This window comes from Chitinophaga alhagiae (genome assembly GCF_003568665.1).
GTDB classification, from domain to species: domain Bacteria; phylum Bacteroidota; class Bacteroidia; order Chitinophagales; family Chitinophagaceae; genus Chitinophaga; species Chitinophaga alhagiae.
Map to the genome: position 1 here is coordinate 99,077 of NZ_QXMH01000007.1, position 11,254 is coordinate 110,330.

12 protein-coding genes are annotated in these 11,254 nt (G+C 56.0%); 5 read left to right on the plus strand and 7 right to left on the minus strand.

From position 1 onward, the window contains the following. Positions 1 to 43: 43 nt before the first annotated feature. Together D3A97_RS24455 and D3A97_RS24460 are read left to right on the plus strand one after the other, a co-directional pair. Positions 44 to 1,183, plus strand: a complete 1,140-nt coding sequence (locus D3A97_RS24455) for a DmpA family aminopeptidase (RefSeq protein WP_119081195.1) — start codon at positions 44 to 46, stop codon at positions 1,181 to 1,183. Continuing rightward, entirely contained in the window at positions 1,180 to 1,995 is an 816-nt protein-coding gene (locus tag D3A97_RS24460) for an aminotransferase class IV (protein ID WP_119081196.1), read from the plus strand. The genes D3A97_RS24455 and D3A97_RS24460 overlap by 4 nt, the downstream gene beginning before the upstream one ends. A 21-nt stretch (positions 1,996 to 2,016) precedes the next feature. Here the strand turns inward: D3A97_RS24460 and D3A97_RS24465 are convergent, their stop codons facing one another. The 3 genes from D3A97_RS24465 to D3A97_RS24475 form a co-directional block, all read right to left on the minus strand. Next, a complete protein-coding gene (locus D3A97_RS24465; RefSeq protein ID WP_119081197.1) occupies positions 2,017 to 2,436 on the minus strand; it encodes a hypothetical protein in 420 nt (139 codons plus the stop codon). 62 nt (positions 2,437 to 2,498) lie between these two features. Next, positions 2,499 to 2,828, minus strand: a complete 330-nt coding sequence (locus tag D3A97_RS24470) for an SMR family transporter (RefSeq protein ID WP_119081198.1) — start codon at positions 2,826 to 2,828, stop codon at positions 2,499 to 2,501. 76 nt (positions 2,829 to 2,904) lie between these two features. Continuing rightward, the gene (locus D3A97_RS24475; RefSeq protein WP_119081199.1) at positions 2,905 to 4,320 is read right to left on the minus strand and encodes a sulfatase family protein; all 1,416 of its coding nucleotides are present in this window, start codon (positions 4,318 to 4,320) and stop codon (positions 2,905 to 2,907) included. Positions 4,321 to 4,421: 101 nt separating this feature from the next. Here D3A97_RS24475 and D3A97_RS24480 point away from each other — a divergent pair, with 101 nt between their 5' ends. Together D3A97_RS24480 and D3A97_RS24485 are read left to right on the plus strand one after the other, a co-directional pair. Next, entirely contained in the window at positions 4,422 to 4,724 is a 303-nt protein-coding gene (locus D3A97_RS24480) for an ArsR/SmtB family transcription factor (RefSeq protein WP_119081200.1), read from the plus strand. 10 nt (positions 4,725 to 4,734) lie between these two features. After that, positions 4,735 to 5,733 (plus strand): LLM class flavin-dependent oxidoreductase, encoded by a 999-nt coding sequence (locus tag D3A97_RS24485; RefSeq protein ID WP_119081201.1) that lies wholly within the window; start codon positions 4,735 to 4,737, stop codon positions 5,731 to 5,733. Positions 5,734 to 5,787: 54 nt separating this feature from the next. Here D3A97_RS24485 and D3A97_RS24490 read toward each other — a convergent pair whose 3' ends face one another. From D3A97_RS24490 to D3A97_RS24505, 4 genes are read right to left on the minus strand one after another with little or no spacing between them, the layout of a single operon-like run. After that, on the minus strand, positions 5,788 to 6,762 hold the full coding sequence (locus D3A97_RS24490; protein ID WP_119081202.1) for a PorP/SprF family type IX secretion system membrane protein: 975 nt from the start codon (positions 6,760 to 6,762) through the stop codon (positions 5,788 to 5,790). Between the two features lie 11 nt (positions 6,763 to 6,773). Continuing rightward, positions 6,774 to 7,709 carry a T9SS type B sorting domain-containing protein gene (locus D3A97_RS24495; RefSeq protein WP_119081203.1) on the minus strand — a complete coding sequence of 312 codons (936 nt, stop codon included), beginning with the start codon at positions 7,707 to 7,709 and terminating at the stop codon, positions 6,774 to 6,776. 3 nt (positions 7,710 to 7,712) lie between these two features. Then, on the minus strand, positions 7,713 to 8,615 hold the full coding sequence (locus D3A97_RS24500; RefSeq protein WP_119081204.1) for a hypothetical protein: 903 nt from the start codon (positions 8,613 to 8,615) through the stop codon (positions 7,713 to 7,715). Positions 8,616 to 8,618: 3 nt separating this feature from the next. Continuing rightward, positions 8,619 to 9,902 carry an immunoglobulin domain-containing protein gene (locus D3A97_RS24505; RefSeq protein WP_119081205.1) on the minus strand — a complete coding sequence of 428 codons (1,284 nt, stop codon included), beginning with the start codon at positions 9,900 to 9,902 and terminating at the stop codon, positions 8,619 to 8,621. A 589-nt stretch (positions 9,903 to 10,491) separates the two neighbouring features. Between D3A97_RS24505 and D3A97_RS24510 the strand changes: the two genes are divergently transcribed. Beyond that, positions 10,492 to 11,250 (plus strand): COG1470 family protein, encoded by a 759-nt coding sequence (locus tag D3A97_RS24510; protein ID WP_198674166.1) that lies wholly within the window; start codon positions 10,492 to 10,494, stop codon positions 11,248 to 11,250. Positions 11,251 to 11,254 lie beyond the last annotated feature (4 nt).

Sequence of the window (11,254 nt, forward strand, 5' to 3'; positions counted from 1 at the left end):
CCGCGGCACATGCACCAGCCATAAATTCATTATTATTGCAGGTATGCTCCTTTCAAAACCCATCTTGCTCACCTTGTGCCTCTTGCCTGCCCTGCTGCAGGCGCAGGAAAAAAAACGCAGCCGGGACTATGGCCTCCGCATTGGCGTTATGCAGCCCGGCACGCTGAACGCCATCACTGATGTGCCGGGCGTAAAAGTAGGCCATACCACGCTGATAAAGGGAGATTCCGTACGTACGGGCGTTACCGCCATACTGCCGCACGGCGGCAATATTTTCCAGGAAAAGGTGCCGGCCGCCGTTTATACCGGCAACGGCTTCGGCAAACTGGCCGGCAGCACGCAGGTGAACGAACTGGGCAACCTGGAAACACCGGTAGTGCTCACCAGCACGCTCAGCGTGGCCACCGCCATGGACGCGCTCATCACCTACACCCTGCAGCAAAAAGGCAATGAGAACGTGATGTCTGTAAACGCTGTGGCAGGAGAAACGAACGATGGTTACCTGAACGACATCCGGGGCCGTCACATCACCCGCCAAGATGTATTGCAGGCGCTTGCCACGGCTCAAGGCGGCGTTGTAGCAGAAGGCGCCGTTGGCGCGGGCACCGGTACGGTCTGTTTTGGTTTCAAGGGCGGCATTGGCACGGCATCCCGCCGGTTGCCCGCCAGCCTGGGCGGCTATACGGTAGGCGTACTGGTGCAGACCAACTTTGGCGGAAATCTGCAGATAAACGGGGCGCCTGTAGGCAGGGAAATGGGAACGTTCAGCTTTAGCGACCGCCTGCTGAACAACGCAGACGGTTCCTGCATGATAGTGGTGGCCACCAACGCACCCGTTGACCACCGCAACCTGATGCGCCTGGCCAAACGCGCCATGCTGGGCCTCGGAAAAACCGGCGGCATTGCTTCCAATGGCAGCGGGGATTACGTAGTTGCTTTCTCTACGGCAGCAGCGCTGCGCATCCCCCACTCCGCCGCCGCACCGGTTATCAGCACGCCCCTGTTGCAGAACGATGAGACCTCTCCCCTTTTTATGGCCGCCATTGAGGCCACGGAAGAAGCCATCATCAATTCCCTGTTTGCCGCCCGTACCATTACCAGCCGAAAAGGAAATACCGCGCAGGCCTTGCCCCTGAACCTCGTAATCCCTATCTTGAGAAAATATAACAGCATCCAGCAATGAACAATACCTACGCAGCCATCAACAATACATTTGTTGCGGAAACAGAAGCCAGGCTACTTATTTCCGACCTTGCCATACAGCGCGGCTATGGCATATTCGATTACCTTAGAACTGTCAACGGCCAGCCCGCTTTCCTGGACGACCACCTTGACCGTTTCTATCACTCCGCCGCTTTCATGAACCTTCCGGTACAAGCAGACCGTGCGCAGCTGAAACAGCTCATCCACGGGCTGATGGAGAAGAACAACCTGCCTCATTCCGGCATCCGCCTCACCCTCACCGGCGGCTATTCAGAGAACGGGTATACGCCCGCGCAGCCTAACCTGCTGGTTACCCAGGCGCCTTTTATCTTTGATAAAAATGCGTTCAGCAAAGGCATTCGCCTGGTTACCCACAACTTTCAACGACAGCTGCCACAGGTCAAGACCATAGACTACCTGCAGGCCATTTACCTGCAGCCGCATATTGCCGAGCAGCAGGCAGACGATGTGCTGTACCATCATAACAACAGCCTCCGGGAATGCCCCCGGGCCAACTTTTTTATCGTAACAGCCAATGATGAGGTATTAACGCCGGCCCACCACGTTCTGAAGGGCATTACCCGTAAAAAGATACTGGCATTTTCCGGCCTGAAAGTGAAAGAGGCCGATATACAGCTGGCAGACCTGGCGAATGCCCGGGAAGCCTTTATAACCAGCACTACCAAAGAAGTGCTGCCGGTGCTCAATGTAGACGGCCGCCCTGTTGGCAACGGAACGCCCGGGCGCATTACCGCGGATATTTACGAACGGGTGCTGGCGTTGCGCGGGTGATGAAGGGCCTCGTTACCCGCCTCACGAACGCGTGCCGCTGCCGTGCAGCTCCCGCAATTTTTCCAGCAACTGCTGCCCCTGTTCAGGCGGCGGCGTATTTTTAGCGCGGCATTCCATATTGCGGTCACAGGCATGAACGGCCATTTTCCCGTTCTCCATTTTGCCGAACAGCAGCCACTCTTCTCCTTTGGCAATGAAGAGATCGCAGCTGGTACCCTTTGCGGGTTCAAACACCAGCGTGCGCCGTTCTCCCTTGAACAGCTCCTTCACTTTGACCCTGATCTGGCCGTCTTTCTTGATTTTAGCAATTTTTACATGCGCAATAAAACTGTAACCTTCCAGCTGGGAACTGTTTTCCAGCGCGGGCAATGGCAGGCACTTGCAGGCGGCGGCAGGTTGCATGTAGAGAAGCCCTGCCAGCAATATCAGGATGTATTTCATATCTGTTCCCGTTTAGTTACAACAAAGATGTCTAAAAAACGGTAATTCCATAACCGGCGGGGCTAATGCGCGGATGTTTTGGAGAACAGGTTCACGATCACCACACCGGCAATGATGAACAGCAAGCCAATAACAGCAGGCAGGTCCAGCTTCTGTTTGTAGAGTACCAGGCCCGCGGCAGAGACCAATACTATGCCCAGCCCTGACCAGATGGCGTAGGCAATGCCCAGCGGTATTTCTTTCAGGATAAGGCTCAGGCAATAAAATGCCACACCGTACCCGGCAATTACCAGTACAGAAGGCCATAACCGTGTAAATCCCGCCGCGCTTTTCAGGGCGGTGGTAGCAACTACTTCGGCAAAAACCGCTATCCCCAGCAATACATATTTCATACGATGGATTTATACTAAAATAGACCTGTTTGCCAGAACAATTATTTTTTTGTTCCGGCAAAAAACGTGCGTTCGTCTAAAAGACGTACGGCGCCACCGGTTTCTGCGGGCCGGCTTTCCTGATGATCACTTCCGGGCCGGTAGCGGTATCATGCTGCTGCCGGCGCGCGGCCTCCATGTCTTTCCGGAACTGTTGCATCAGCTCCGCATACCCCTCATCAGCGGCCAGGTTACGCCTTTCCGAGGGATCAGCCTGCAGATCATATAACTCTTCCGCCGGGCGGTGATGGTAGTGGTACAATACCGCGGCGGCATGCTCAGCGGTAAAGGCCGCCTTGCGCCAGGAGTCCCAGTACTCACGGCCGCCGTTATGGTCCCGAGCCTTGTCCATATGCGTGGTATACAGCGTATCCGGCGCAATGTTGAGAATGTATTTATAACGGGTAGTGCGCAGCATGCGCATAGGCGTTCTGTTCATCATCCCGTCTCCGGTATGGCTGGCAAATACGGTTTGCCGGTGCGTTTTCAGCGTGCCCTTTTTCAACGGGGCGCAGAAGCTGAGCCCGTCTATGCCTTGCGGTGGCGTACCTCCGGCTATTTCCACCATGGTGGGCAGCAGGTCTACCAGTGAAACCAGGGCATCTGTTTGCGTACCCGGTTTTACCACGCCCGGCCATTTCACCAGCAGGGGTACCTTGATGCCATAGTCATACAGGCTCCACTTGCCAAACGCCCATTGCGGCCCCTGGTCTGCCGTGAACATCAGCACCGTGTTTTGAGAAAGGCCGTGTTTGCCCAGCAGCTCCACCAGCCGGCCCAGGTTACCGTCCATTTTGGTAATGTCTGTATAATACTTTGCCCGCGCCTTGCGGGTTTCCGGAGTGTTGATGTGAAATTCGGGAACGTCTGCCGTGGCGGTATCATAGGTAGCCGTTTCCGGCCATATTACATGCGGGCTATGGTCCGCTACCAGCAATACAAAGGGCTTGCCGTGCCCGGCGCTTCCCAGCCACTCGTCTACCGGCCCCAGATTCAGGTCATAATGCAGCCCCGGGGTTTTCTCAAAGCCCGGTTCCACGGTATTGGTACCCGCAATGCGCTCCAGCGGGAACACGGATCCCGGCCCGATATGCAGCTTGCCGGCAATGGCCACGCGGTACCCCTGCGCCGCCAGGTATTGTACCAGCGACCGGGTGCCTTCCTTAACCCCGCTGTGATTGCCATGCGCCCCGTGCCGCATGGGCAGCAGCCCGGTAAGCAGCGAGCTGCGGGAAGGGCCGCAGGTGGGAGAAGCGGCAAAGGCCTGTGTGAACAACATGGATCCTTTGCGGAGCTGGTCTATATGCGGCGTTCTCACCACTTTGTTGCCGTAAACGGGCAGGTCAATAGCGCCCAGGTCATCCGCTATGAAAATGACCATGTTGGGTTTGTTTTGCGAATAGGCGCAGCAGCTTGCAAGCAGCAGCAGCGTAAGCAGAAAAATGTTTTTCATGTTGAAGGAACGGGTGCGGTATAAAGATAATAGATAAATGACAGCGTGTACTCTTTATTGGTATTTCGGGAAAAACCGATATATCTCCGTATCTTTGCCGCATGGAGCATCTTGAAATATTCAAAGCGCTGTCTAACAAAACCCGCTTGCAGATCCTTCAGTGGTTGAAAGAACCTGACAAACATTTCCCCAACCCGCACAACAATGATTTTGAGCGGCAGGGCGTATGTGTGGGGTATATCCAGCAGAAGGCGGGGCTGACGCAATCCACTATTTCCGAATATTTGTCCATGCTGCAGAAAGCCGGTTTGCTGACGTCCGAGCGGAATGGCCAGTGGACTTATTACAAACGGAACGAAGCGGCCTTCAAGGCCCTGAGCCGTATTATCAAAACAGACATTTAGCAGAGAGGAGATGAAAGACATTCAATTATCCGTTCTTGAACTGGCTACCGTAACAGAGGGCGGCACCGCCCGGGAAGCCATCAACACTACCGTAGCGGTAGCACAGCATGCAGAAGCATTGGGTTACAAACGCATCTGGCTGGCAGAGCATCACAATATGGAGCACATTGCCAGCTCCGCCACATCCGTGCTCATAGGCCATGTAGCCGGCAAAACCAGTACCATCAGGGTAGGCTCCGGCGGCATTATGCTGCCCAACCACGCCCCGCTGGTAATTGCAGAGCAGTTCGGCACGCTGGAAACACTTTATCCCGGCCGCATTGACCTGGGCCTGGGCCGCGCACCCGGTACAGACCAGCTAACTGCCATGGCACTGCGGCGCAACAATATGGCGTCCGCACATAACTTCCCTTCTGAAGTACGGGAGCTACAGGCCTATTTTGAAAATGACGATACAGATACCAAAGTGAGGGCTTTCCCCGGGGAGGGCCTGCAGATACCGCTATGGATACTGGGCTCCAGTACAGACAGTGCGCACCTGGCCGCGCAAATGGGGCTGCCGTATGCTTTTGCGGCGCATTTTGCACCGGCGCAGTTTGCCGCGGCCATAGACATTTACCGCAAAAATTTCCGCCCGTCTCCCTACCTGCAGACGCCATACATTATAGCCTGTGTAAACGTGATAGCCGCGGATACAGACGCAGAAGCCGAGTACCTTGTTACCAGCCTGTACCGGCTGTTCATGAACATTCTTACCAACAACCGCAGCGGCCTCAAGCCGCCTGGCGAGCTGCCCGCTTTCTTCTACCAACCTGAAGTACAGGCGCATGTAAAGAACATGACCGCCTGCACCTTTACCGGCGGCGTAGACAGCCTGCGCCGCAAGCTGTCTTATTTTATTGAAGAAACCGGCGTGGACGAGCTGATGATAGCCAGCCATATTTATGACCCGCAGGCCAAGCTCCGCTCCTATTCCATACTGACCGAGGCAGTAAAGGGTATTGAATGACTGGCGCCATGGCCGGCATGTTTTGGCACCAAACAGCATTGCGGCCGGTAATTCTCAAAAGCTGAAGCACCGCAACTGTTTGCCGCCCGCATGCTCCTGCCTGAAATAGTACCCTACGGACACTTCGTGAGAACCGCCGGCGTACGCACGGTAGCCGTTCAGGGGATGGTCATAGGAATAACCTACCCGCAATTGGGGCAGCGCAAATACTTCCACCATGCCCGTTACATCGCTGGCGCGCGTGAGGCCTTTCTGCAGGTGCGGCTTGTTGTACAGCGATACCGCTGTACGGTAACTGGCGCCCAGCCATACCAGCTCCTTCAGCAGCAGGAACAGGTTGAGGTCTGCGCTGGTGGGGCCGCCCCTGTCATCTTTCAGCAGGAATGAAGGTTTCAGCCATACTGCTTCTCCCAGTGGCAGCATGCCGCCGGCCGTCAGGAAATAATGCGGCCTTGGCACGGGCAGAAAACTGGTGAGCGGTTTGTTTTTTTGCTGGTACTGCGCCGTCAGGTTGTCTACAGAAAAACCGGCAAAGAACTTTTCCGTGCTGAAATATATCCCGGCCCGCGCATCAAAGAAGCGCATGCTTTGGCGGCCGGCGGCCAGTATGGGATCATTGGGATCTTCTGTATCTATCCGCCCCGCGTCCAGCCCTACCTGAACAAGCCCCGCGCCAATACCGAAGGCAAGCCTGCCCGTTTCACCTACCGGAATGCGGTAGGCATAGTTGCCATAAGCCGTGAACAGGTTCTGCGCCCCTACCCGGTCATACGCCATTTGCAGGGCCAGGCCTACCCGCTCGTTGCGCGTAACACCGTCCAGCGCCAGGCTCATGGTTTCCGGGGCGCCGGTAACACCCGTCCACTGCCGGCGGTAATAGGCGTGCAGGTTCAGCTCCTGCCGGTAACCGGCGTAGGCGGGATTGATGTAGATGCCGTTAAAAAGGTACTGGCTGAACTGGGCGTCTTGCTGTGCAATAGCGGTCCGGCACAAGCCGGTCAGGCAGAAGAAACAGATCAGGAAACGCATGTTTATAAATTTCAGCGTGAACGGAGAATCATGATATACCCTTTGAAATCTTGCCAATGCCCGCCTTCATCTTTGATCCGTAACAGGTAGAAGTAAGTGCCTTCCGCCAGGCCTTTCCCCTCCCAGTTTTGCTGGTAGTTCTTTTGTTCAAATACGTGATTGCCCCAGCGGTTGAGTATGATCAGCTCATTTTCAGGGTACCGCTCCAGCCCCCTGATGCGGAGACGGTCGTTCACGCCGTCTCCGTTAGGGGTAATGGTATTCGGTATGTGAATGGGCAGCACCTGTTGTACATGCACCGCCGTATTATTGCCCGGCACACTATCCCGCAGCGCGGATGTAACGCTGGCCGTGTTAGTGATGACGCCGGCTTCCAGCACTTTGGTGGTAAGGGCCAGCGTAGCCGGCTGATGTACCGCCAGCTCGCCCACCTGCCAGGTAATACGCCGGGTGGCCGGGTCGTAGCTGGCCGTGCCGGCAGACGGTATGCCAATGCTTTCCAGCCCCAGCTGCTGTGGCAGCACGTCTGTTACCACCACGGCGGCCGCGGGTTGCGGCCCGTTATTGGTAACGGTGAGCAGGTACCCCAGGCTGTAGTCTACCAACGCCACCCGTTTGTCCGCCTGCTTGCCCATGGCCAGGTCAACCGCCACACCGGCTATTTCCGTGATCACCACCGGCGGAGAAAGATCAGAGGGGCATTCCAACTGATAATACGCCTGCACGGTATAAGTGCCCGGTACGGAGGTAACCAGCTCACGGGCGCGGGCGCCGTTCAGGGGCAGGCCGTTGCGGTACCATTGGTAATGGGGCGCGGAAGACGCCGTGGCGGTGAGCTTCACCTGCTGCCCCGGCGTAATGTACCGGGTCAGCGGTGTATGCTGCGCCACAGCGCCGGCCGCCGCGCCGGAAAGGAAAGCGGTCAATATGGCGGCGTTCAGGCGCATCCGTTATTCAATAGTGATGGTGGGAGCGCCGGGTTTCGGAGTTACAGTAATAATGGCATTGCCGGTGCCGCCGCTGAGTACCGCGGTAACGTTCTTCGTATCGCAGGCTTTCACCGCATAGTCTGCCTCCAGCCGGTAGGTGTATTTTTTAACGGCGGTAGCGCCGGAGGTAGCCGCGTCATTGACCTCGTACTCATCATCGTTACTGCCCACCTCGGTACCGGTGGGGTCTCCGCCGTCTTCTACCTTAAACCATTTGTAATTGATCTTGAAATCAGCCAGGGCCAGGGTTGGCAGTGTAGTACCGCCGCCGGTGCTGCCCGGCACCGCGCGCAATGCGGTAGTGATTGAAGGCGTAGCAGTGAATTTGATAGTACCGCCCGGACTGGCCGATGTGGGCGCGCCGTTTTCGGCGCAATAGGTCAGCTCATCCAGCGTGGCCTTATTGGCCTTGGCTTCCACGGCCAGTGGCGGTAATACGAACACGGTGTATAGTACAGGATCTGCCAGACACCCCGCGGTGCTGACGGCCGCGGTTACGCGGTATACGTGCCATCCGGGAGCGGCGCCGGTCATCCGGAGCTTGTGTTCTTCTCCGGCAACGGCCCCGCCGCCGTCAATGGAAACAGACCAGGAACCGTCCGTCTGCATTTCTTCCCACTTCCATGAAGTATAGGGAACGCTGCTGGCGTCTGCCGTGGTAGACACCAGCGTAAAAGTGGCGGCATTGGCGCAGATGATCGTGTTCCCGTCATTGGTGGAAGTTCCCTGCAACGGGTCCCCGCTGTTCTTGTAGAGATCTGCCGGGGCAACAATGGTCTGGGCCTGCAGGTTGCCGGCCAGCATCAGTAAAAAGGCAAGGCAAAGGCCCGCGGTAATTTTGATGGAAAGGGATACGTATTTCATATGTTAAGGATTAGTTTGAATGGTGAGGGTGGGCGGCCCCGGCAGGGCGCCCACGGTGAGCGATAATTGTTTTTTTGTTTCCACGTTGGTGCAGCCCGTACGCTGGGCGGCCACGTAGTAGGTATAAGTACCGGCGGTAGTAACGGTGGGCGTAAATGAAGGGCCTGATGCCAGCAGCGTATTGTCTGCTCCATACCAGCGGTAAGCAGCGCAGCTTTCCGCACCGGTAATGGTGTACAACACGTTGTTCACCTTTGTGATGCACACCGGGCTGCTACCCGGCTGCCCGCTTACGGTAAAGTTGAAATCCGGCTCCCGTGCTATACGGGTCACGTCATATATGCGCAGCTCACGCGCTACGCCGGCCAGGCCGGCCACAATGATCTCCACGCGGTCAAAGGGGTCTGGTATGGCGGCGGTCAATACATATTGCTGTTCTGTTCCTCCCTCCAGCAACCGGAGGTTGAGCAGGGTGGAAGCACCGGTAAGCGGGCTGCCAGCGGGTGTTTGACCAAGGTAGGGCTGCACGCTGAAGCCGTTCAGCAGGGCAAGCGTGAGCACGGGATTGTTGAGGTCTTTCAGAATAATACGCAGCGAATCCCCGGGTTGGGAAGGCGTTTTAAAGATCACGGTTTCGTACAAGCCGGTAAGCACCCCCACGGCGGTTTTCAAGGCGGCGTAAGAAGCCAGGTCCCCGTCAAACGCTTTTTCCGGTTCCTCTACCTTGTTGGCAAAGGTGAGCAGGTTGACGGCCGCAGCCTTTACGCCGTATAAATAGTCTATCACCTGGTTGCAGGAAACGTCTGCCGTTGCGTTCTTCATCACAAAGGCATGGTAAACAGACATGCTGACAGTAGTCAGGTTCACTCCGCCCAGTTTCACGGAGACCCCGTCGTAATCCACATTGGCTCCCGCGCCTGTTTTGGGCGTGAAAGTATATTCCATACCGCCTGAGGCTGTCAGCACACTGAGCAGGGAAGCATCTACTACCGCGGCGCCCGCGTTCGTTCTTACACCGGGGGCGGATTCCGTATAGGCCTGCAGCGTCAGGTTGGAAAGCACGCCAATGCCTCCGGAAGGGGCCGTCAATTTTATGGTCACCGGCGTACCGCCGGCAATACGTTCACTGAACCGGAGGTACTGGGTGCTGGTAAATACCAGTGTGGCGCTGATGGTAGAAGCACTGTTCACCAGATCATCTACCGCATTGCCTTCATCCGCAACATTGCCGGTGGATGCCGTGGCGGACGCGTACAACCGCTCCTGCCGCGTGCATTGGGCATACAATGCTTCGCCAGAAATTAAAAATATCAGTAATAGGAGAAGAAGGAGCCGCAACACCCTGCCGGAACAACTCCGCAAGAAAGTTTGGTTATGCATTACAGGACACGGCATCATTCAGTACAGGGATTTCTCATGAACAAGGGGCCGCTGCCTGCCCCTCGGGTTACTGTTCCTGCAAAGCACGAGTAAAAACGCGGATTTTGATGTAGGGGTCAGAGAATGAACGGAAAATGAACGGTTGTTCCGGGAATGAACAAAATGAACGGTTGTTTTAGTGAACTTTTCCACCGGCCTCCCCACCTGTTTTAAGAAAAAGTGTGAGTGCAACACTAAAAACTTTCACATTTTTTTTACACTTTTTATTTCTCTTTCTTTTTAACTTGGCCGCCGCTGGAACTAAAAAAGTTCCGCATCTCCTTTGCTTAACGGAAAGGTAAATAGGTAGGTATTATTTCAACCGGAATATAATTATCATTTATTAATCTAACCAGCAATGTCAGCCAGTTACGAAAAACGTCAACGCCGGATTAAACTGTATCCGGGCTATTTGTTTTGTTTTGCTTTATCGATCTTCTTATTTGCCCGGCAGGGCATGGCCCAGACCAACAGCCCTTCTTCCCCGCCCTTCACGGTGCGGCTGATGAACATTGAGGCCGCGGGCAACGCCACTTTCACCTACAATGCGCGGCTGCAGAACGTGGCATCTTCCCCGCGCATCTACCAGCTATCCGCCGCCGTTCCCCCGGGCTGGAACGTCTCCTTCAAGGTAGAGGGCATACAGGTTACCTCGCTCAGCATGGAACCGCAGAAAGGATATGACATCATCATAGATGTTCATCCCGCCATAGACGTGAAACCGGGCAAATATCCCATTCCCGTGCGCGCCGTTGCCAGCGCGGACTCGCTGAAGCTCGACCTGGAAGCCGTGGTAAAAGGCTCCTACGGCCTTACGCTGACCACGCCCACCGGCCGCCTCAGCGCAGACGTTACCGAAGGCCGCCGCAAGGAGATCCGCCTGCAGGTGAAAAATACCGGCACTATGGTGCTGGAGAACATAGACCTTTCCGCGCAGGCGCCCCCGCAATGGGAAGCTACCTTTGCCCCGTCTGCCATTGCCCGGCTTGACCCCGGTAAAGACGCGGAAGTGACCGCCACGCTGAACGTGCCCGACAAGACCATTGCCGGGGATTACGTGACCAACTTCACCGCCAAGAACGCCAACGCTACATCAAGCGCCTCTTTCCGGATGACGGTCAAGACCTCCGTGCTCACCGGCTGGCTGGGCCTGCTGGTGATACTGGCGGCACTGGGCGCCGTTTATTACCTCATCCGTAAATATGGCAGGAGGTAATGCG

What these genes read in the sequence shown, in the direction of transcription:
- D3A97_RS24455 (WP_119081195.1), top strand. Translation starts at nt 44, where the DNA reads ATGCTCCTTTCAAAACCCATCTTGCTCACCTTGTGCCTCTTGCCTGCC.
- D3A97_RS24460 (WP_119081196.1), top strand. Translation starts at nt 1,180, where the DNA reads ATGAACAATACCTACGCAGCCATCAACAATACATTTGTTGCGGAAACA.
- D3A97_RS24465 (WP_119081197.1), bottom strand. Translation starts at nt 2,436, where the DNA reads ATGAAATACATCCTGATATTGCTGGCAGGGCTTCTCTACATGCAACCT.
- D3A97_RS24470 (WP_119081198.1), bottom strand. Translation starts at nt 2,828, where the DNA reads ATGAAATATGTATTGCTGGGGATAGCGGTTTTTGCCGAAGTAGTTGCT.
- D3A97_RS24475 (WP_119081199.1), bottom strand. Translation starts at nt 4,320, where the DNA reads ATGAAAAACATTTTTCTGCTTACGCTGCTGCTGCTTGCAAGCTGCTGC.
- D3A97_RS24480 (WP_119081200.1), top strand. Translation starts at nt 4,422, where the DNA reads ATGGAGCATCTTGAAATATTCAAAGCGCTGTCTAACAAAACCCGCTTG.
- D3A97_RS24485 (WP_119081201.1), top strand. Translation starts at nt 4,735, where the DNA reads ATGAAAGACATTCAATTATCCGTTCTTGAACTGGCTACCGTAACAGAG.
- D3A97_RS24490 (WP_119081202.1), bottom strand. Translation starts at nt 6,762, where the DNA reads ATGCGTTTCCTGATCTGTTTCTTCTGCCTGACCGGCTTGTGCCGGACC.
- D3A97_RS24495 (WP_119081203.1), bottom strand. Translation starts at nt 7,709, where the DNA reads ATGCGCCTGAACGCCGCCATATTGACCGCTTTCCTTTCCGGCGCGGCG.
- D3A97_RS24500 (WP_119081204.1), bottom strand. Translation starts at nt 8,615, where the DNA reads ATGAAATACGTATCCCTTTCCATCAAAATTACCGCGGGCCTTTGCCTT.
- D3A97_RS24510 (WP_198674166.1), top strand. Translation starts at nt 10,492, where the DNA reads ATGGCCCAGACCAACAGCCCTTCTTCCCCGCCCTTCACGGTGCGGCTG.